Raw genomic sequence first — 21311 nt, 5'->3', positions numbered from 1 at the left:
CCTTCAAAATTGGATGACGGCTTGCAACCAGAAGCGGACAGGTGAACTGCTGCGGTCCGCCTGATACCCTAGTGATTTCTTTTCTTCACTTTCGGCGAGCTGATAGCCGACCGATGCATTCACAAAACTGCTGTCACCAAGTTGCAAATTGGCCAGAAATCCAATGCTTGTCAGGCTGTTACGATGGTTTTCAACACCCGGGATCGTCGTGTGATCCTGTTGACTAAGTGAATAATCAACAAATGCACCGACCTGTGCCGCACCGGGAAACAGATTTTGATCAACGTCATATCGAATGTCGCTGTTGAGAACAAAGCAGTGATCGGCACTGACTTCGCCAACGGCATATCCCCGTTGGCTATCAGGTCCGCCAATGCTACAGCGCATCAAACCATCAAGATTGCTGTTCGAATACTGAAGTTTAACCTGAACAAAGCCCGAAAAGCCCGCGCCAATTTCGTGCAAACGACTGGCATAAAGTTCGGCGACACCAAAACCGCCCTCGGTTTTGCCACTGTTGCTTCCTTCCGTGATATCGACATGTCCAACAAAGAAATGCGCAGCAAATGACGTAACACCATCAAGATCAGCATGATCGCCATGGAATGTCACTTCACCAACATCAACGTTGCGATGAAAATCATCGTAGTCATCGTATTCATCGGCCATCACAGATCTGTTCAGACTGGTCGTCAGACTAACCGTCGTATCGCGCATCAAAAGGATCGGATAATACGCCCGGACACCAAATACAGCGCCGTGACCGTGTTCGTTGCTGGTGTTGTACTCGTCGCGCATTTCGTAATCCATGTAGCTTGCTAGCGCGCCAAGCTTCCATCCCGCCAAACCAACAGGTACATCCCCATCAAGACCAATATAGCGTTGGGTTTGGCCCGAGCTGGATACCGTCAAAGCAAGTGCCTCATGCTGGCCCAGCGTGTTTTCCGCGCGACCATAGGCCGTTACGCGGTGTGTTCCTGTGCCATAAAAGCCCGAATTATCGTAGCTCAACAGACCGCTAACCGGTTCTGTTTCATAAACATCGACACCCAGTCGTCCCGTTCCAATTTCGAGCCCAGGGAAGATACGACTTTCAACATGAACACCCGGAAGATCTTCGACAAGACGCAGTGCACGTTCATATTCGCGACGGTGGATCGGTGAACCTTCAGTGATGTCGCGCGACAAAATGCGCGTGATATAGTCAATCGACGCCTGATCATTGCTGTAGTCATCAATGACCAGACCGTCCTGATCCAAACGCCCTTCCATGACCCAAAAGGCCACTTTTCCGTCGACGATTTCCTGGGGTGGAACAACAACCTGCGTCGCAAGAAAGCCGTCACGATGGTAAATGTCACTTACGGCAAGTGCGGCATCAGACAAATCTGCTGCCGTGAGAGGACGGTTCAAAAATGACGCGACAGCGGCTTGCAGGGTATCTGTTGGCAGACTGTCATTACCAAAGAACTCCACCTGACGGATTGTGACGGTTTCCGGTCCAACACCTTCAATCGTTCTGAGCTGTTGATAGTTGCGCTGCTCTTTGAGCTTGCGAGCGTATACCGCATCAAGCGACGGGGTCGACAAGCGCGGCTCAAAAAAATCACGGAGCAACTCACCTGAATTAAGGCCTGTTTCAGCTGGACGTTGCTGCGCAAAGACATCGCTGGAAACGCCCAACATAAGCAGCAGACCAAGCAAACTGACGGATGCATCTTTCAAGGGAAAGTTCGAGTGACGAACGCTCATTAAATGGCTTCTCCATGCCGCCTGCCTGCCCAAATGGTTCGTTCCATTGTGAAAGCTTCTACGAATTCATCCTATCGTATAGTTCATGATCGCCCCACAATTTTTCAACTTAGGCGCACACTTGCGACGCGGCTTTCTTTGGTTGTCTTATTTCCAATCAAATCCAGTCCGTTTTATGCTTGATCCTTAGCGAAAGAAGGGATAAACCTCCGCCCACTGACGGAGCGTAGCTCAGCCTGGTAGAGCACTGTCTTCGGGAGGCAGGGGTCGGAGGTTCGAATCCTCTCGCTCCGACCATCAGTCGGGCGGTCTTTCATCGAAAGACCGCCCGTTTTCGTTTCTGATCCAGAATATCCAAATCAACCATCCCCGACAGGCTGATCATGCAGGCCCACAGCCAAGCTGGTCGTATTGCCATCCCATCTCGATATTGCATCTGCAAAGTCAGGCAGGATCCATTTCCCTTACCATCCGCCTACGCCGCGAATTGACCTTCAAAGGTATAGAGCGCGCGTCGAATCCCCATACGAAAAGTGGGGGTGTTCGAACCCGACACGGCTAAATAACGAAGATCATGGCGCTTTTTGGCATAGTAATTTGGTCTAAAACGCACCCGCGGGAAATGCGCATTCCCGTGCGGAAATCCTGCTTTTGAGGTACGATGCAAGTTATTTTTTGCGCAAGCGCGAAGATATTTTCTTGCGCAAATGGTGAAACAAACTTGCTCATACTTGCGAAATACGCTTATGCTTCGCCCTGCAACATAAAGATCGGGGAGAAAACCGCCCAATAATAAAAGCAAAAGGCGGTAGTCGGCCTCACGTGGTATTACCAATTTCGGACTTCTTAGGGAGGAAGACGAATGACTTTTTCTAAATTGCTTAAATCGGCAACTTGCGTCGCAGTTCTTGCCGCTGCTGCATTCACCGCAGCTCCGTCTGATGCGGACGCACAGGAGCGTGTTCGCTGGAAAATGGGCTCCACCTATCCGGGCAGCCTGACCCAGCTTGGCACCCTTGGTAAGCGCGTTGATGACAAGATCGACGAAGTTTCCGGTGGCAATATCAACATCAAATTCTATGAGCCGGGTGCACTCGTTCCGGCACTGGAAGTTTTCGATGCCGTTTCGACCGGCTCGATTGATGCTGCTTTCTCCACCCCGGGTTACTGGGCAGGTAAAGTTCCGGCACTTCAGCTGTTCGGTGCTGTTCCGTTCGGCCCGCAGGCTGGCGAATACCTTGCATGGGTCAAGTTTGGCGGCGGTCAGGAAATCTTTGACAAGCTTTATGCCGAACATGGCATCAAGTCGCTGTTCTGCGGCCTGATCGCACCGGAAGCTTCGGGCTGGTTCTCCAAGGAAATCAACTCGGTTGAAGACCTTAAAGGCCTGAAAATGCGCTTCTTCGGTCTTGGCGCAAAGGTCATGGAAAAGCTTGGCGTTTCGACCCAGCTTCTTGCAGGCGGCGACATCTATCCGGCACTTGAGCTTGGTACCATTGACGCAACCGAATTCTCCATGCCGGCAATTGACCTGAAGCTCGGCTTCTATCAGGTCGCGAAATACTACTACTTCCCGGGTTGGCACCAGCAGTCCACCCTGTTCGATCTGATGATGAACAAGGAAAAGTGGGACGCTCTGGACAAAACCCAGCAGGCACAGATCGAAGCAGTTTGTAACGACAACCTTGCTTACGGTTTCGCTGAAGGTGAAGCAATCCAGTTCAACGCCCTGAAAGAACTTCAGGAAAAAGGCGTGAACATCAAGAAGTGGTCGCCGGAAATGCTGGCAACCATGAAAGGTGCTTGGGAAGAAGTCGCAGCTGAACTTTCGGCTGATGATGCCAACTTCAAAATGGCATATGAAAGCCTTCAGGAATTCCGGGCGAACTACAAGATCTGGAAAGACATCGGCTATCTCGATTAATCCAACAGGTCTGACAGACTGCTAAGGCGGTCATAAGAACAAGTCTCGGCAAGGCCGGGTGCCCAGTGCCCCGGCCTTGACCGCGAAGAAGAGACCCGGGAGACCTTCTATGGAAGCGCTACTAAAAGTTAGTGACGGTATCGACAATGTTGTTACCCGCGTTGGAAAGCTGGCTTCTCTGCTTGCGATACCGCTTATGATCGTCATCATGTATGACGTGATCCAACGTAAATTCGGTGGTCAGGGCTCCATCAAGTTGCAAGAACTTGAATGGCACCTGCATACCGGTCTGTTCATGCTGTGCTTTGGCTTCGCCTATATTCGCGATTCCCATGTGCGCATTGAACTTATTCGAGACAATCTTCGCCCGCGTACGCGCGCCATCGTCGAGATGATCGGCGGCATTGTCTGTGTTCTACCGTTTTGCGCTTTGGTGCTTTATTTCGGTTTTGATTTTGTTGCCAGGTCGTTTGATAGCAACGAAGTCTCCGCTGCGACGACGGGCCTGACCCATCGCTGGATTATCAAATCAACCATTCCCATCGGCTTTGGCCTTCTCGCCATGGCGGGGCTTTCAATCTTCCTGAAATGCTTCGTCTTTGTCTTTGGCCCGACCAACCTGCGCAATCGTGCGGGCTACTATGTCGGCACTCACCACGCAGACCTTGGCGACGCTGCCAAGCTCGACGACTAAGCCGAACGGGGATCAATCCAAATGGGTAACTTCTATATCGAAGACTGGTTTCCGCTGTTCATGTTTGCCTCGTTAGGCTTTCTTGTTTTCACCGGTCTACCAGTCGCTTTTGTCATTTCAGGCATCGGGATCGCCTTTGGCTTCCTTGGCATGGCCTATGACATTTTCTCCTTTATTGAATTCTTCAATATCGTTTCGCGTATCTGGGGCGGCATCTCCGAAAACATGGTGATGGTCGCTGTTCCCATGTTCATCTATATGGGGACCATGCTGGAAAAAAGTGGCGTTGCAGAAGACCTTCTGGAATGTCTCAACATGCTGCTGCGCAAGGTTCCGGGCGGTCTGGCCCTGTCTGTGACCCTGATGGGCACGATCATGGCGGCCACCACCGGCATCATCGGCGCATCTGTTGTGATGATGACCCTGCTTGCCCTTCCGGTCATGCTGCGTCGTAACTATGACCCGTCGCTTGCGACAGGGACCATTGCCGCATCGGGCACATTGGGCATTCTGATCCCGCCTTCGATCATGCTGGTTCTGATGTCCGACCTTCTGTCGGTTTCGGTTGGCAACCTGTTCCTGGCGGCGATCATTCCGGGTCTGCTTCTGGCCAGCTTGTACACGGTCTATATCTTTGTACGCTGCCAGCTCAATCCGTCGCTGGCTCCGCCGCTCCCGACCGATGAAGCTGTACACGGTGCCGACCTTGCAAAGATGGTATTTCGCAGCTTCCTGCCGCCGGTCTTCCTGATCGTGCTTGTTCTGGGCTCGATCTTTGCTGGTTTTGCCACTCCGACCGAAGCAGCAGGCGTTGGTGCGATTGGCGCGACCTTCCTGGCATTCGTTAAAGGCCGTCTGAAATGGCCGGTCCTTAAAGACGTTTGCGAGCGTTCTGCGCTGACCGGTGCGATGCTGTTCTTCCTGTTTGCCGGCGCGACGGTCTTCTCTTATGTGTTCCGTTCGCTTGGCGGCGATGATCTTGTGATCGATCTGGTGGAAAGTGCGGGCCTTGGTTCCTGGGGCATCCTGCTTCTGCTGATGGTGATCGTCTTCATCCTTGGCTTCTTCTTTGACTGGGTTGAGATCACGCTGATCGTTCTTCCGATCTTTGCCCCGGTTATCGCCCAGCTTGATTTCGGTCATCACCTTGATATCGGTGGTCTTGAAGCAACCGAAGCACAGGTTCTGACCTGGTTTGCGGTCCTTGTTGCGGTCAACCTGCAAACAAGCTTCTTAACGCCACCCTTTGGGTTTGCCCTATTCTATCTCAAAGGCGTGGCACCGAAATCGATCTCGATCCAGCAGATCTACAAGGGCATCATTCCCTTCGTGCTTCTGCAGGTTATCGGCTTGATCCTAGTGATGTATTTCCCGGAACTGGCACTTTGGATGCCAAACACGTTCCTCGAATAGGTCACACATAACCAATCAAAAAGGCGCTGTTTCACAACAGCGCCTTTTTTGTCTCAGAACCTTGGTACCACCAACCCAAAACAAAACCGCCCGGATCATGGATCGGGCGGTTTATCTGTTTTTACATCCGTGACGGACGATAAATCAGGTATGCATTGACCGTTCACCAGGAAGCTGCAACATGCGTCCCATCAGATAATCAACGTCATCAGAATCAAACTCGACACCAAGATCACCATACTGGGTCAAAACCCGTTCTATCATGCGGCGTGAATAGCGTTCTTTATCGCGTTCCTCGCCATCGAACGAAGTTTCGCGCGCGACTTCGATCGCGGCACGCACACCCGGGAAGAAATGTTCCGGCAGGCCAGCCTTGTTATAGATCGCCTCAAGGCCAAAAGGCCCGCTATCGTGAATAAGGATGCGCGTATTGATCAGCGATACACCAGCGCGCCGCGCCAAGGCCGCCTCAAAGAACGACACATCGCCCATGCAAAGCGCACGCAGAATCAAACCACTGGTCAGACGGTTATTGGTGTGCAGATGTTCAACAAGGAGTTCAACATCGCGATCTTCAACACCATCCCCCAAAAGCCCAATCGTCGCACTTTCCTGCGACTGGGTCATGACGGCATTAACAATGCCCTCTGGGATGTGACCACGCGAAATAAGCTGTGAGCGCATACGATCCGACACCAATGTCACCAGACGTTCGGCAATCGTGATCGGCAAATGGTTGCGTTCGATCATCGGTTTCTGGATGCGTTCATTGTCGCCAAAGTCGCTAACGACTTTCTGAAGCGTCACTTCGCTAATTTCAGCACCCTGGTTCGACATCAGATCGACCATCACGTCTTCATGGCCAATATCGACAAGGGTCGCGGACACGACTTCGGACACATGGGCGCGCGATGCAATGGCACGCTGCTTTTCAACGCTATCGGCGTTGTCACCAATGATGTCGACAAGGTCGTCGTCATTCAGAACTTCGGAAAATTCAAGAACCGGCAAGGCAACTTCATCAACGTCGCGCGCAAGGGTCGCTGCAACATCGTGGGGCACAAGCGGTGTTTGGGCCAGGTTCTTGGCAAGCGCCTTACGCACGCGGACTTCCGCGTCGCGGATCATCAGGCGAAAGATGTCTTCGGCAAGAACACGTTCACTGTCAGACAAGCCTTCTGTTGAAAACTCGCGACTGATCTTATCGGCTGTGTCCGCACGGTTCGACCCGGATGGGTCCTGAACCAGCTTACTCAGATCTTCTTTAGTGATACGTGGCAATAGATATCTCCTGGCACGCTTCTCTAATGGCTGCCAAACAACCAACCAAGATTATACTTTTGGCAGGAAATCGACAATCATAATTTCCTCAAATGGGACACAAGTTCCTGATTTTCAACCATCCTGATCATGGCACCACAAACTTAACTTCTGCCTAATCAAGATCGCCAGATCAAAGACCTTGATAATCCAGCCCATCCAAACCACACTTCTTTCAGTGTTACTTGGGTATCCGAATTGGCATATTCCACAGGGCGATAAAATCGCTGGGCGTGCGGGTAAATTGACTAAACTCAAATTGTACGAGCCACAGACGTGCTAAATATTCCCGACAGATTTTGGTTTGTGTGCCCGTCAAGTGCGATCAACGATCGAAAATCCGATGCGTTGACCTGACGGTTACCCTGCATGCGTTAGACACAAGACACGTAATCCCGCAAACGGGATCACCTAAATGAGAGAGAGGCCCACTAATGACGTTCCCGCGTAAACTGGCTCTGGTTGCCAGCTCCCTGTTCATTCTGTCTGCCACCCCGTCGATTGCTGGCGATGCTGCAAATGGCGAAAAGCTGTTTAAACGCTGTGCGGCTTGCCACAGCCTTGACGAAGGCGTGAACAAGGTCGGACCGAGCTTAGCCGGTTCGGTTGGTCGTCAGTGCGGCACCGTTGAAGGCTATAAATATGGCGCAGGCTATAAGGCTGCTTGCGACAAGGGCTTTGTTGCCGACGAGGCATTCCTGACTGATTACCTCCAAGATCCGTCAGCAAAGCTGAGCGAGATCGCGGGCTCCAAGGAACGTTCGAAAATGGCGTTCAAACTGAAAAAAGACTCTGATATCGCAGACATCATCGAGTTCCTGAAAACCAAATAAGTCGTCCTGACATTTGGTAGACAAAACGGCCGGGGTTTATGCCCCGGCCGTTTTCGTTTGGCGTGCTGGTATCTGATCGTGATGGCTTAGGCGGCTTGGCGGCGTCGGCCAAGTTCTTCGCCGACTGCGCGCATCTGTTCGACAACGGCAACATCATGGGTCGATGTGACTTCAAGTTCCCGGTCTTCATAGACATCGCGATCAGGATGCGTTGCCATCCATTCGCCCACTGCCACATCACGTAGTCGGATCAGCTGTTCGATCTGGGGCCGGAACAGGATCATCATCCCCGATACCCAGCGATTAACCGGCCAGGATGGCTGCGCGTGGTCAATGATATAGCCATCAAGCATGGCAATCACGTCTTCGGCCTCATACCAGACCTCGCCGGTGACCCAGCGGTTGGTGGTAAACAGCCGCTGACAGAAACCAAACTCGTCCATTGAAAAGGCGACCAGATGCGATAGCGCATCGTTCGGACCTTCAGGATAATCAAATCCATCAATCTGTTTGGGCTTGCAGCCATCAGGCATCCCGCGCGGGCGCATGAATGTATGGAAATGGCCATGTTCATCCCAATCGCGACGTTCTTCCTTGGGATGGGCATGATAATAGAACTGCGCGTGCGACTGTCGGTCATACACGTCGCCTTCGGGATAATGGGACCATTCATAAAATGTCCCTGACCCTTTGATCAGTTCACCAACGATGTTATCGCCCGTGGCCGTCAAAACCCGGTGGCATTCCATAACATCGCGCCCGGCTTCCAACATCTTTTCAAGTTGGCCCGTCGGGATAGAGGCCCAATCAATCGTAATTTCAGTCATACCAGCACCAGCATCTTTGCGATCCGCTCAAGAATTTCCGCAAAGGCAGAATAATCGGCATTCTGACCCAGGAGGCCAGTGAAACCCGTTCAACAGTTAGTGATTTCAACGTGGTTTGCAACCAAGATCATTCACGGGCGTCGGATTTCTGACATGCTGTCACGCAATATCAGTTGTCGCGCATGACCCGGAAACCGATCAGGATATGCTTAAGATGTTCCGGACGTCCATGACGTGCGGCCGGGCGACAGACGCCACATCCGCGGTCATCCCATGACCCGCCCTTTACGATGCGGTAGCCTGCCTGCGACGATGTGGCTGTCCATTCAAACACCTGACCAACACCGTCCATCACGCCATAGGGGCCGGCTTCGAACTGGCCAACCGGCATGGTGTCAAACGGCCCGCGATCACCGCTATTGAGCATTTCGGGCTTAAAGATATTACCCCATGGATAGAATGTTCCATCCGGGCCACGTACAGCCTTTTCCCAGTGAAGTTCACTTGGCAGATGCCAGTTTTCACCGGTTTTGGCACTCAGCCACTGAACATATGCACTGGCATCCTGCCAGGACACCAGAACGACAGGATGATCACCGCGTCCGCGCGGCGGTTTGCCGTTTGACCACAGGAACGGCTCGATGGTGTCGTAATTGTAGATCAGACCCTGACGGTTCCATTCATCGCGGCTCAGCTCCGGGGTCGGATGGCCGGTATCTTCGATGAAAGCAGCATATTGGTCATTGGTCACCGGGGTTTTACCAATGTCATAGCCCAGCAAATGCACGCGCCATTTTTCGCCTTCAATATCGTACCAACGATTGCGTCGGCTGATATCGTGGCCATAAACCTGCTCATCAATGTCATAGGCATATTGGCGTTCGACAGAGTTGGATCCTTGCCAGAACCAGCCGGACGGAACCGAAACCAGTTCGGGAACTTCCTGAGCCATGGCTTGCGAAAACGCACCGCCAGCTCCGAATGCGAGACACGCAACCGCGCAGATTTTGTGAATGGCTGCGATACTATCCCCGACTCTCATAAGCAAATCCGTCCTAGTGGGATCTCGTTCTCACGGTTTCTTTAACCGCTGCAAGCACCTTGGCTAATTTTGTTTCTTACCAATAACATGAGTAAAATTGACCGTTGTTTCAATCGGTTTGACGACATTATTCCCGAATTTGTGATGAAGCTCATCACCAAGGACCGCCACTTAAGGCTGCAAGGGGTCGGGATTCCCACACGCCGCTCTCACAGAACAGTGAAACTATGTGACGCCAGCAGGCGGATTTTTTCGCTCATAGTGCGCTTACCGACGACCACACAGTTCGTGTCGGCCACAGTTTTACAGGACTTTTCAGAGAGGCAATAATGACCAAGAAATCCACGAGCTTTGCACAGAAGGCACTGATCCCGGCACTTGCAGTTGGCACGCTGGCAATAGCTGCCCCGATGGCGATGGCGGCCCCGCTTCCGGCCCCGACCGCCGAAGTTGCAAGCTGCGCACCGTGCAGCCCGTGTGCTGCGAACCCGTGTGCGGCAAACCCTTGCGCTGCCAATCCGTGTGCTGCCAAGAAAATCGTCAATCCTTGCAGCCCGTGCAGCCCATGTGCCGCAAACCCGTGTGCAGCAGCCAACCCGTGCGCTGCTAATCCTTGCGCGGCCAACCCGTGTGCCGCGAAATAAGCGCCCTTAAGTCTCCCTCGGGCGTTCCCCAATGACAAAGGGGCGATGCACTGCATCGCCCCTTTGTTCGTTCATCAAGATCAGATCAGTATCAGTCGCGAACGACCATCACCGAACAATCTGCATGGCGAACAACACGTGCTGCGTTCGGACCAAGGAGATAATCCTTAAGCTCCGGACGATGCGCGCCAATCACGATCAGATCGCAATTGGTTTTCTTCGCCATTTTCAGGATCACTTCATAAACAGTTCCCTGGCCAACGATGTGCTGAACCTTGATGTCCGAAGGGATATGCTCGGACACGAAGGTGTGCAGGCGTTCGTTGTAGGCTTCAAGAACCTTGCTCTCATAGCCCTTCGGGAAGAACTGACCGACCATCGACATGCCGACCGTGGGAACCACGGTCAGAACATGCAGACGCGCGCCAAAGCTTTGCGCCTGTTTGATGGCAACCGGCACGGCCTTCTTCCAGGAAAACTCATGATCAAGGTCTACTGTAACCAGAATATCCTTATACATGTTCACTCTCCCTGTCAGGCTGCGGCAAGCGCATCTTCATTGCGCTTACGACGGCGTTGCAGAACAATGATCCCGCCCAAAAGCAGGAAGGCCGGAATGAAGAAGATTTCCTTCGGTTCACGATCGGCTTCGACCTTTACCGCGGTGATTTCAAAGTCGAAATCAAGACCGGCTTTTTCGGCCGGACCGGCAAAGACCAGATCATCAATATAGATACGGCCATCCTCGTCACGAACGGCGATGCCTGCATTATAAAGACGGTCTTCACCCGAACCCGCCGGACCAAGCGGCAACATCACGGACTTGGATACTTCCTCGCCCTCGATATTCATGCCTTCGACATCCAGAAGGATGCTGGCATTTTCCGGCATCTTGGCAGCGTCTTCGATGATGGTTGTTGCCGGCAGGTTTTCATAAGGCGGCTCAATCAGATCAAGCCAGAAACCAGGACGGAACAAGGTGAAGGCGATCAGAAGCAATGCCGCACTTTCCCACAGCTTCGAACGGGCAAAGAAATACCCCTGCGTCGCTGCGGCAAAGACCAGCATGGCTATTGTCGAAACAATGATCACGATCACCACATCCACCGGATGATCAAGCCCAATCAGTAGCAGTTCGTTATTGAAAATAAATAGGAATGGTAAAACTGCGGTACGCATCGAATAGAAGAATGCAACCAGCCCGGTCTTCATCGGATCAGACCCTGAAACGGCGGCGGCCGCAAAGGAAGCCAGACCAACCGGTGGGGTCACATCGGCCATGATGCCGAAATAGAAGACGAACAGATGCACCGCGATCAGCGGCACAATCAGGCCGTTTTCCGCACCAAGTTCGACAATCACCGGCGCCATCAGGCTCGATACCACGATATAGTTTGCCGTGGTCGGAAGACCCATGCCCAAGATCAGGCTGATGACCGCGGTAAAGACCAAGATGAGAGGAAGATTACCACCCGAAATCAGTTCGACAAATTCAACCATCACCTGACCGATACCGGTCAGCGACACAGTACCCACGATGATACCGGCCGCAGCGGTTGCGACACCAATGCCGATCATGTTGCGGGCCCCGGTGGCAAAGCCGTCAATGACGTCAATAACACCGAGTTTCAGGTCATTGGCAAAATCGGGTTTATTGCGGAAGAAGCCCTTGGCGGCATGCTAAGTCAGCATGATGAAGATCATCAGAACCGTCGCCCAGAAGGCAGACAGCCCCGGTGACTTCAGCTCGATCATCAGGAACCAGACCAGAACCACGACCGGCAGCAGATAATGCAAACCCGCTTTGGTGGTTTCACCCAGTGCCGGCAATTCGACAACCGGCTGGTTGGGATCATCCATTTCAAGGTCGGGATATTTGGCCGCGTAATAAAGACCGGCCAAATAAATCACCGCACATTCGGCCGCGACGATCCAGCCAACCGCGTCACCAAACAGTCCTTTCTGGAAGACAATCGCATAATATACGACCCCACAAAGCACAATCATTGACGAGAGCAATATCAGCGTGCGCAGCAAGGCCTGACGCAATGTCGAAGTTTTACGTTTCGGCAGACCTTTCATGTTCGCCTTGAGCGCTTCAAGGTGAACGATATAGATCAGCGCGATATAGGAAATGGTGGCTGGCAGGAAGGCATGCTTGATCACTTCCGGATAGGGAATGCCAACATATTCCACCATCAGGAAGGCAGCAGCCCCCATGACCGGTGGCATGATCTGACCATTGACCGAGGATGCGACTTCAACCGCACCGGCCTTCTCGCCCGAGAAACCAACACGCTTCATCAGCGGAATGGTGAAGGTTCCCGTCGTCACAACGTTTGCAATCGACGAACCGGAAATAAGACCGGTCATGGCAGATGACAAAACAGCGGCCTTTGCCGGACCACCGCGCATGTGACCAAGGGCAGCAAACGCAACCTTGATGAAATAGTTGCCTGCACCGGCTTTATCGAGCAGCGAGCCAAACAGAACAAACAGGAAGACGAAGCTGGTCGATACGCCAAGGGCGATACCAAACACACCTTCGGTCGTGATCCACTGGTGCGACATCGCCTTGGAGAAGCTGGCACCTGCCCATTGCAGAACTTCGGGCACCCAGGATGCATTACCAAAGAACACATAGACCAGGAAGATCACCGCCACACACATAAGCGGCGGGCCAAGGGCACGGCGGGTTGCTTCAAGCAGCAATACAAGACCGGCACCGGCAACGGCCAGATCCTGCGTAATCGGCAGGCCCGGACGACCGGCTAGATCGCGATAAAAGATGTAAATATATGCCGCACAAAATGCGGCAGCCGCGGCCAATATCCAATCAAGGATCGGGATATAGCTGCGCGGTGAATTCTTGAAGGCCGGATAGGCCAGAAACGCCAGAAATACAGCAAATGCCAAATGGATCGACCGTGCTTCGGTCGAGTTGAAAACACCAAAGCTGACAATATAAGGCAATGGCGAAGCCAGCCACAGCTGGAACAAGGACCAAGCCACCGCGACATAAAGAAGCACTTTCGCTGTCATGCCGGTTGGTTGGCGCGCGCCTGTATCATTTTCCGCGATCAGGTCTTGCAGGTCCTGATCGGAAGCAGCCTGGTTCGCGTTGTTCACGTCGGTCATTACAAACTCCCGGTCTGAGCGAAGATTTCTGTCTGGAGGCCCAGAATCAAAAAATCTCCGTCGACACACACCCGGTCGCCCACGGAGCACATTGGTATCAATGTAAGATACCGTTTTAATTAAGTTTTTTGGTCGTACCCGTTGGGCGAAAGAAAGAAAAACGGAGGGCAGTTTCTGCCCTCCGTTCCAGACTGAATTACATCAGACCTGCTTCTTTGTAGTACTTCGCAGCGCCGTCATGCAGCGGTGCAGACAGACCGTCCTTGACCATTTCTTCTTTGACCAGAACGGAGAATGCCGGATGCAGCTTTTTGAAGTCGTCGAAGTTTTCGAAGACAGCTTTGACAACGTTGTAAACGATGTCTGCATCGGTTGCGGTCGAGGAAACGAAGGTCGCGCCAACACCGAAGGTTTTGACGTCGTCCGGGTTACCGCGATACATGCCGCCCGGAATGGTGGCAACACGGTAGTACGGGTTGTCAGCAACCAGTTTGTCGATCGCATCACCAGCAACTTCAACCAGAACCGAATCACAAGCAGTGGTCGCTTCCTGGATCGAACCGGACGGGTGACCAACGGTGTAGATCATCGCGTCGATTTTGTTGTCGCAAAGTGCCTGGGACTGTTCAGCCGGCTTCAGTTCGGACGCCAGTGCGAAATCGTCAAGGGTCCAGCCTTTGGCTGCCATAACGATGTCCATGGTGTCGCGCTGACCGGAACCCGGGTTACCAATGTTCACGCGCTTGCCTTTGAGGTCGTCAAAGGTTTTGATGCCGGCATCAGCACGGGCAACAACGGTGAACGGCTCCGGATGGACGGAGAAAACAGCACGAAGGTCTTCAAACGGACCAACTTCCGAGAAGGCTTTTTCGCCATGCAGCGCGTAGTACTGAATGTCGGACTGAGCAACACCAAGATCCAGTTCACCGGAACGAATGGTGTTGATGTTGTAGGACGAACCACCAGTGGATTCGACCGAGCAACGGATGCCGTGCTCTTTACGATCTTTGTTTACCAGACGGCAGATTGCGCCACCGGTCGGGTAATAAACGCCCGTTACGCCACCGGTACCGATGGTGATGAAACGGTTTTCCTGTGCCGAGGCCTGACCGGCAAAGAGCGATGCGCCAGCAATAGCTGCGACTGCACCCGCTACAGCGATAAGTTTTTTCATTAGGATTAGCTCCCTTGTACACCCTGTTATAAGGCATTCAACTATTCGACGACGAACAGAAGAATTATATGGAAACATCAGATAAATCAGATGTTTCGACTAAAGGATTATAGTGTCCGGCAATCCGAATTTAAAGCCTATAACCCTGAAACCTCCTGACGGAATTCAATATTTTTGCTGATTAGACGGTTCGTTTTGATCCCTCCTACCACATGGGTTGCATGATCTGTCTGGCTTGTTCACCTGTCGCGATTTTGCGTCCCATCAGGATCGAGCCGTCTCGCGCCTGAGCAATAAGCTCAGCATTGTTCGATGCGGGCGATCCGTCAACCTTAAGATGATTATTCTCAAATCCAATTCGCGCATGACCACCAAATCCGGCCCCGGTCAGCACACAGGCATTTTCAAACGCGCCAAAGGCACACACCATCCATTCCGAGACATAGTTGCTTGATCCGATAAACGGCAACAGGTCCGCCGGACTTGAAACCTGCCCAACTGTGTAACGCCCCAAAACGAACAAGACCGGGAACTTTTCACCGGGCAACACACCTTGTTCGACCAGCTGATTAAACCGTGCGACATCTTCTGGCGCATAAAGGATGAATTGCGGGCAAATCGATGCTTCGCGCATGAAGGCAAAGAATGCCTTCAACTCGTTCAGGTCCGCATCATCCGGGGCGATTTCACGAATAGCGACCGATACTGCGTCAGGCACCAGCCCCCGGATCATCTCCATCTGATCGGCTGCGGAATACATGCCAACCGCTTCGGTCGTGACCTGAAGCAACATGTCACTGCCAACAGCTGCCTTTACCTCGGTCAGCATCTCGCGATATCGACCAACATCAAGGCTGTGCTTTTGATCATCATCACGCACATGCAGATGCATCATTGCAGCCCCTGCCGCCTGACATTCGGCAGCGGTGCGGGCAACTTCGGCCGGTGTGATCGGGATATTTGCCTGATCAGCCTTGGTCTTGCGCGCGCCATTTGGCGCGGATGCAATCAGAAACGGGGTATCGCCATATCCCATCAGGCAAGCCCCTCAGCCTTGAACACATCATCAAGTGCACCGGCAAACAGATCGACGATCTTGGCGATGTCGTCTTCGGTCACGATGAAGGCCGGGGCAAACAGAACATGGTCACCACGTACACCATCAATCGTGCCGCCCATCGGATAGGCCATCAGGCCACGGGCAAAGGCCGCCTTCTTAATCTTGGCATTGATCTTAAGTGCCGGGTCAAACGGGTCCTTGGTTTCGCGATTGGCAACCAGTTCAACACCCCGGAACAATCCGCGCCCGCGTATATCGCCGACATAGGGATGCTGACCAAGCTTTGCCTGCAAACCATCCACCAGGTTTTCACCCTGCTTGACGACATTGGCCAGAAGATTGCGGTTCTTGATCGCGCGCTGGGTCGCAAGTGCTGCCGCGCACGCGGTTGCGTGCCCCTGATAGGTGTGACCATGCTGGAAGAAACCAGATCCATTGGCGATCGCATCATTGATCTTTTTTGACACAAGCACCGCGCCAATCGGCTGATAACCTGCCCCTAATCCCTTGGCGATGGTTTGCAAATCGCCTGAAATGCCTTCTTGCTCAATCGCATGCAGCGTCCCGGTTCGGCCCATGCCGCACATGACCTCATCCAGAATCAGCAAGACGCCATATTGATCGCAAATCTCGCGCACGCGCTTGAAATATCCCGGCACCGGCGCAAGGGCACCGGCTGTTGCACCAACAACCGGCTCGGCAACAAAAGCGGCAACATTATCCGCACCCAGTTCGAGAATGGCGGTTTCAAGTTCGTTCGCAACGCGCAGGCCATAGGCCTCTGCCGTTTCATCAGCGCGCTGATCGCGATACTGGTAGACCGGTGCAATGTGGGTTGCGGTGATCAGAAGCGGCTCAAACTGCTGACGGCGCCACATATTGCCGCCGACCGATAACGCACCCAGCGTATTGCCGTGATAGGACTGACGACGGGCAATGACGTATTTGCGTTCCGGCTGACCGATCTCAAGGAAATACTGACGCGCCATCTTAAGGGCCGCCTCGGTCGCCTCGGACCCACCTGATACGAAATAGACCTTATCAATCCCTGCAGGTGCGCTTGCGACCAATTCATCGGCCAATTCCTCCATCGCATCGGATGAAAAGAACCCGGAATGGGCATAGGCAATCTGATCGATCTGGGCATGCATCGCGGCACGAACTTCCGGGTCGGAATGCCCAAGACAGGACACCGCCGCACCACCACAGGCATCAAGATAACTTTTGCCGGTATGATCAAAGATATAGATCCCCTCACCCTTTACCGCGCGCGGCGGGGTGTTGATGCTTGTTCTGTGCAGAACATAAGTCGATGCATTGGGGGCAGATGCAGTGTTTGACGAAGCTGTCATGATCGGGGGTTCCGTGAGGTGTTTCTATCATCAAGATAGGTATCGAAAGCGGCAAGTTGCCCTTCTGCAGCGGCAATCCGTTGCAGGGCCTTTTGACCGCCACGCGCGACCAGCAGGGCAACCAATGCCTGCATGACCGAAAGTGCGGCGGTAAAACTTTGGAAAAACGATTGTGATGTATCGCGCACCACAAGTTTGGTGAGCGCATCAAGCGCGATTGGCGAAACATCTAAATCACTGATCGCGATAACCGGGCAATGTTGGGCGCGGGCAAATTCGACCGCACGCACCGTATCGCGGATATAGGGCTTTGCCCCCACCGCAATCAGCAAATCACGTCGACCGATCCCGCGCAGTTCATCACCAAATGCGCCGGCATGGCCATCCACCAAAATGCCGTTATCGCGAAACAGTCGATAGCCATAGGCGAACTGATAGGCCGCCGGATAGGCAGCCCCACGACCGACGATAAACACATGCCGGGCATTTTCAATCGCAGCACAGGCTTCAATCATCTTTGCGACAAGATCGGGGCTGAAGGCAGCACTGATATTATCAATCTCGGTCCGCGCGATGCTTTCAAGAAGATGCTCATCGCGGTTGGCATCATGTTCGGTGCTTTGGGTTTCACGCGCGCGCTGGGCATAACTTGCGGGCTGATCGAGCAGACGGTTCTGATAATGATCGCGAAATTCCTGCCAGGTTTCGACGCCGATGGCGGCCATCAGTCGGGTAATCGTACTTGGCGGGACGTCGGCCGCACGGGCAAGTGCGCGCATGGAGCGCAGGGCAACATCATTGGGATGGTCAAGGATGTAGCGCGCAGCCTTTTGCATCTGCGGACTTAGCTTTGCGTAATCTGAAATCAGCTTTTCGCGCAAATCTGAATACAGCCCCATCAACCCAGCACCCCTGTGCACCACGATAGATGGAATTACGCCACAAGCAACGCCCCCGCACAACATATGTTTCGAAATCATTTCAGCATGAAACATCTGTTTCACATAAGTGTTTCATCTTGCCGTCTGCTAAATTAGCTGCGGCTTTGAAAAAACATGGACTTATTAGGAAAAACTGTAACAATGTAAGGAATCAAAGTTGAAACCTTAACGTTTCATATAAATAAGAAAAATGTGCCTCTTGGTATGGGACTGGGCACCGAATCGGTAGGTGGCCAATGGATAACCAGATCATTGATGCGCTTGCGCAGACGCAAGCGGGCATAGCTCTTTTTGATGCTGACGAACGGATTGTGTATGCCAATCCGGCGTGGGAGCAATTGATCACGGGTGTCGCCGAAGAAGATCTGATTTTCAATGAAACCGAACTTGCCAATGGCGGCATGATTTCCGTTTGCTTTGTCAAACCACAGCTCCTGCCGCTTGAAAAACTCGATATCAAAAGCTCGGCCAATGATGCCAAAATCGGCACTGTGATCATCGCTGATGACAGCGAAAGCAACCGAATGGTTGCGCGCCGCATCCTTCAGGCCGAAGGCTACAGCATTGTCGAAGCCAGCAACGGCCAGACCGTTTTAAACATGCTGCGCCGAGGTGTGAATGCCGATCTGATCCTGATGGATGTTGAAATGCCTGATATGGATGGGCTGCATACCACGCGCCGCATTCGCCATATGCCAGGTCCCGTTTCCAACACGCCGATCATTGCCCTTTCAGCCCATCAGTCGCGCGACTGGAACGTCATTGCCCGGCAATCGGGTGTCGATGAATTCATCAATAAACCGATACAGCGCGAAAAACTGATCGCAACCATGCAGGATCTGATTTCGCGCGCACCGGGCACGACAAAAGGTGGCAATCCCAAACAAACACCGCCACCACATCTGCGCAGCAAAAGTGCCCGTCTTGGGCGCCCGCAGCGGCCAGAATCACTCACAAGCCCCGTGCTTGATATCCGCGTTCTCGAACAGCTCTATAGCGATGCCGGGGATGAAGGGGCGAAATGCGGTATTGATATCTTCATCAATGAAACGGAATCACGACTGGTCAAGATCGACAAGGCCCTGTCCGAGGACGACCTGACCACGGTCAAGAATGAGGTCCATGTGCTTAAAAGCACCTCGGGCACCTTTGGTCTGCGTCAGCTTTCCGAGCTTTGTGAAACCACCCAGTCGATCTTTGAAGAAAGCCAGCTTGATGAAGATCGGGTCTTATCGCTGTCGCGGCAGGTGGTTCAACTGGCACCTACCGCATTAACCGCGTTGAACCTCTATCGCCGGTCACGTCACATCGGCAGTGACGCGCGCATCTGATTGAGGCTCTTCGCTGTCATCCAGCGCAAGCCATATCTGCCATACCATTAACGCCCAAACGGTCAGCGACATATCAAGATCGCGACCTGATACTGCGCGTTTCCAATATCCCCTCGCGCGCGGCGTTGCCACATCCGTTTCGGCAAAGACCGCATTGATGATGCGTTCTTCATCTCCCCAGCGATACGCCGCTACATCACGCAACCAGTCAGCAACCGGCGGGTTAAAGCCGATCTTTGGATTGCGGATATGATCCGCTGGCAAATAGGGCGCGATTTCCTGCCGCCAAATCGCCTTCGCCCCGCCACGCAAATGCGCCTTCCCGGAAACTGATGCAGCCAAGCGCACCACATCATGCCCCAAAAGCGGCAAACGATATTCCAGCCCAAACGCCATCCCGCACCTATCCGACATCAAAAGCTGATTGCCCGGCAGGGTCACATCGCGATCAAACTGCATCATGTCATCAACCAAGTCACCGTTTGACGCTGCATTACCATTCAAAACATCCAACTGCGCCAACAATTCCGGGATGGCACAACGATCATTCCAAGCGGCAAAGGCATCTTCCCGACCACCAGCCGCACCACGCAGAAACCGGCCAAGGTTACGTTTCGTAATTCTAGTTCCAAGCGACCCGCCAATTCGCCGGAATAGCGCGGGCAGACGCCGCCAATAACGATCATAAAGCCGTGCAGCACGATAACGCGGATAGCCACCAAACAGCTCATCCCCACCATCGCCGGATAAGCAAACCGGCACATGCGCGCTGACCTGCTTGGCAAGTGCGCGCATCAGAACAAGCGAAGGATTGGCAAAGGGGGCTCCTATGCTCTTTAACCCCTCAAGCAACCCGGCATGGATGTCTTCCGGGTTCGTTGGAGCTTTGAATACGTGAAGTTCTTGCCCGACATGCCGGCAGAGCCTTTGCGCAGCTTGGGTTTCATCCCGCTCTGGATTGTCAAACCCCATCACGAAGGCAACAGGCGGACGCTCCCCGCGTTCCCGCGCAATATCGCACGCCATTGCAGAAACCCCAGCACTATCCAGCCCACCCGAAACAAGGCACCCAACATTACGGTCCGCATCCATGGCATCAGCAACGGACTGCCGAACCGATTTGCGGAGCTCCGCAACAAGCCGATCATCAGCCCGATGGGGTTTTACGTTGTGCGCGGGATGCGGGATTTTGCTTCTTTTGATCGACCCGCTTTGCCAGCTCAACATGGTCCCCGCCGCCAACAGCTCAACATCAACCAGACCGCTTTTTGGGGCAGGCACAAACAGATGAGACAGGTATTGGGGTTTGATCGCCGTATCAGGCTCCAGCGGTGTAATCGCGCTCAGACCGGATGGCTCGGAGGCAAAGGCGATACCGCCGGATGGCAAATGCATCACATATAGCGGCTTGATCCCCAACGGATCGCGCGCCAACCAAAGGCGTTGATCAAGCTTATCCCAAAGCGCCAAGGCATATTGCCCGGACAAGGACGCCAGCACGTTGCTGATCTCTCCACCGCGAAGAACGGCATCCGTCAGCAAATGCAAAACAAGCTCTGCGTCATTCTGGCTTTGAACTGGCAGCCCGTCTTTGCTGGCCTTTGCGATCTTGCGGCGGTGTCCGGCAATGTAACCATTGAACACCAGAACAAACCGGCCATCGGCTGTTTGAAGCGGCTGATTGGCGACATCTGATGGGTCGGTCGTTGCAAGCCGGGAACAACCAAGTGTCACGCCATTGTTTAGATCAGACCACACACCAATGCCATCTGGTCCCCGGTGACGAAGCCGATCAAGCATGCGGGCAACCACATTTTCATCGCTGAAAGTTGTGAGCCCGGCAATTGCACACATTATCGGCCCTGC

The 21311-nt window shown here is 53.2% G+C and carries 18 protein-coding genes and 1 tRNA gene; 7 read left to right on the top strand and 12 right to left on the bottom strand.

Annotated elements, in window-relative coordinates; all coding sequences use genetic code 11:
• Positions 1 to 3: 3 nt before the first annotated feature.
• Positions 4 to 1752 carry a ShlB/FhaC/HecB family hemolysin secretion/activation protein gene (locus tag ACMZ66_RS20290; RefSeq protein WP_416940089.1) on the bottom strand — a complete coding sequence of 583 codons (1749 nt, stop codon included), beginning with the start codon at positions 1750 to 1752 and terminating at the stop codon, positions 4 to 6.
• Positions 1753 to 1972: 220 nt separating this feature from the next.
• Here ACMZ66_RS20290 and ACMZ66_RS20285 point away from each other — a divergent pair.
• From ACMZ66_RS20285 to ACMZ66_RS20270, 4 genes are all read left to right on the top strand, one after another.
• Positions 1973 to 2049: transfer RNA gene (locus ACMZ66_RS20285), tRNA-Pro, on the top strand.
• Between the two features lie 565 nt (positions 2050 to 2614).
• On the top strand, positions 2615 to 3676 hold the full coding sequence (locus ACMZ66_RS20280) for a TRAP transporter substrate-binding protein (RefSeq protein WP_416940087.1): 1062 nt from the start codon (positions 2615 to 2617) through the stop codon (positions 3674 to 3676).
• Between the two features lie 109 nt (positions 3677 to 3785).
• The gene (locus tag ACMZ66_RS20275) at positions 3786 to 4370 is read left to right on the top strand and encodes a TRAP transporter small permease subunit (RefSeq protein WP_416940085.1); all 585 of its coding nucleotides are present in this window, start codon (positions 3786 to 3788) and stop codon (positions 4368 to 4370) included.
• Between the two features lie 21 nt (positions 4371 to 4391).
• Positions 4392 to 5783, top strand: coding sequence for a TRAP transporter large permease (locus tag ACMZ66_RS20270; protein WP_416940083.1), 1392 nt, complete (start codon positions 4392 to 4394; stop codon positions 5781 to 5783).
• Positions 5784 to 5927: 144 nt separating this feature from the next.
• On the opposite strand, the gene ACMZ66_RS20265 is transcribed toward ACMZ66_RS20270, so the two are convergent.
• Entirely contained in the window at positions 5928 to 7064 is a 1137-nt protein-coding gene (locus tag ACMZ66_RS20265; protein WP_416940081.1) for a DUF2336 domain-containing protein, read from the bottom strand.
• Between the two features lie 473 nt (positions 7065 to 7537).
• On the opposite strand from ACMZ66_RS20265, the gene ACMZ66_RS20260 reads away from it, so the two are divergent.
• A complete protein-coding gene (locus ACMZ66_RS20260; protein ID WP_416940079.1) occupies positions 7538 to 7936 on the top strand; it encodes a c-type cytochrome in 399 nt (132 codons plus the stop codon).
• Between the two features lie 86 nt (positions 7937 to 8022).
• Here ACMZ66_RS20260 and ACMZ66_RS20255 read toward each other — a convergent pair whose 3' ends face one another.
• Together ACMZ66_RS20255 and ACMZ66_RS20250 are read right to left on the bottom strand one after the other, a co-directional pair.
• On the bottom strand, positions 8023 to 8763 hold the full coding sequence (locus ACMZ66_RS20255) for a DUF6969 family protein (RefSeq protein ID WP_416940077.1): 741 nt from the start codon (positions 8761 to 8763) through the stop codon (positions 8023 to 8025).
• A gap of 169 nt (positions 8764 to 8932) precedes the next feature.
• Positions 8933 to 9805 (bottom strand): formylglycine-generating enzyme family protein, encoded by an 873-nt coding sequence (locus ACMZ66_RS20250; RefSeq protein ID WP_416940075.1) that lies wholly within the window; start codon positions 9803 to 9805, stop codon positions 8933 to 8935.
• 329 nt (positions 9806 to 10134) lie between these two features.
• Between ACMZ66_RS20250 and ACMZ66_RS20245 the strand changes: the two genes are divergently transcribed.
• A complete protein-coding gene (locus ACMZ66_RS20245; RefSeq protein WP_416940073.1) occupies positions 10135 to 10449 on the top strand; it encodes a hypothetical protein in 315 nt (104 codons plus the stop codon).
• 91 nt (positions 10450 to 10540) lie between these two features.
• Here the strand turns inward: ACMZ66_RS20245 and ACMZ66_RS20240 are convergent, their stop codons facing one another.
• From ACMZ66_RS20240 to ACMZ66_RS20210, 7 genes are all read right to left on the bottom strand, one after another.
• Positions 10541 to 10969, bottom strand: a complete 429-nt coding sequence (locus ACMZ66_RS20240; protein ID WP_416940071.1) for a universal stress protein — start codon at positions 10967 to 10969, stop codon at positions 10541 to 10543.
• A 14-nt stretch (positions 10970 to 10983) separates the two neighbouring features.
• Positions 10984 to 12057: a DUF3394 domain-containing protein gene (locus ACMZ66_RS20235; protein WP_416940133.1), complete on the bottom strand. Its 1074-nt coding sequence runs from the start codon at positions 12055 to 12057 to the stop codon at positions 10984 to 10986.
• Between the two features lie 72 nt (positions 12058 to 12129).
• Positions 12130 to 13587 carry a TRAP transporter permease gene (locus ACMZ66_RS20230; RefSeq protein WP_416940069.1) on the bottom strand — a complete coding sequence of 486 codons (1458 nt, stop codon included), beginning with the start codon at positions 13585 to 13587 and terminating at the stop codon, positions 12130 to 12132.
• Between the two features lie 196 nt (positions 13588 to 13783).
• The gene (locus ACMZ66_RS20225) at positions 13784 to 14761 is read right to left on the bottom strand and encodes a TAXI family TRAP transporter solute-binding subunit (protein ID WP_416940067.1); all 978 of its coding nucleotides are present in this window, start codon (positions 14759 to 14761) and stop codon (positions 13784 to 13786) included.
• Positions 14762 to 14966: 205 nt separating this feature from the next.
• Positions 14967 to 15797: a 3-keto-5-aminohexanoate cleavage protein gene (locus tag ACMZ66_RS20220; RefSeq protein WP_416940065.1), complete on the bottom strand. Its 831-nt coding sequence runs from the start codon at positions 15795 to 15797 to the stop codon at positions 14967 to 14969.
• Complete coding sequence (locus ACMZ66_RS20215) at positions 15797 to 17173, bottom strand: aspartate aminotransferase family protein (protein ID WP_416940064.1); 1377 nt, start codon at positions 17171 to 17173, stop codon at positions 15797 to 15799. Before ACMZ66_RS20215 ends, ACMZ66_RS20220 begins: the two co-directional genes overlap by 1 nt.
• Positions 17170 to 18072, bottom strand: coding sequence for a MurR/RpiR family transcriptional regulator (locus tag ACMZ66_RS20210; protein WP_416940062.1), 903 nt, complete (start codon positions 18070 to 18072; stop codon positions 17170 to 17172). Before ACMZ66_RS20210 ends, ACMZ66_RS20215 begins: the two co-directional genes overlap by 4 nt.
• Before the next feature lie 278 nt (positions 18073 to 18350).
• Between ACMZ66_RS20210 and ACMZ66_RS20205 the strand changes: the two genes are divergently transcribed.
• Positions 18351 to 19445 carry a response regulator gene (locus ACMZ66_RS20205; RefSeq protein ID WP_416940060.1) on the top strand — a complete coding sequence of 365 codons (1095 nt, stop codon included), beginning with the start codon at positions 18351 to 18353 and terminating at the stop codon, positions 19443 to 19445.
• Here the strand turns inward: ACMZ66_RS20205 and asnB are convergent.
• Positions 19413 to 21299, bottom strand: a complete 1887-nt coding sequence (gene asnB, locus ACMZ66_RS20200; protein ID WP_416940058.1) for an asparagine synthase (glutamine-hydrolyzing) — start codon at positions 21297 to 21299, stop codon at positions 19413 to 19415. The genes ACMZ66_RS20205 and asnB overlap by 33 nt on opposite strands.
• Positions 21300 to 21311 lie beyond the last annotated feature (12 nt).

This window comes from Thalassospira sp., from assembly GCF_048059015.1.
In the GTDB taxonomy this organism is placed as follows: domain Bacteria; phylum Pseudomonadota; class Alphaproteobacteria; order Rhodospirillales; family Thalassospiraceae; genus Thalassospira.
The sequence above is the reverse complement of the archived record's forward strand: the minus strand, read 5'-3'. Positions and strand labels throughout refer to the sequence as shown.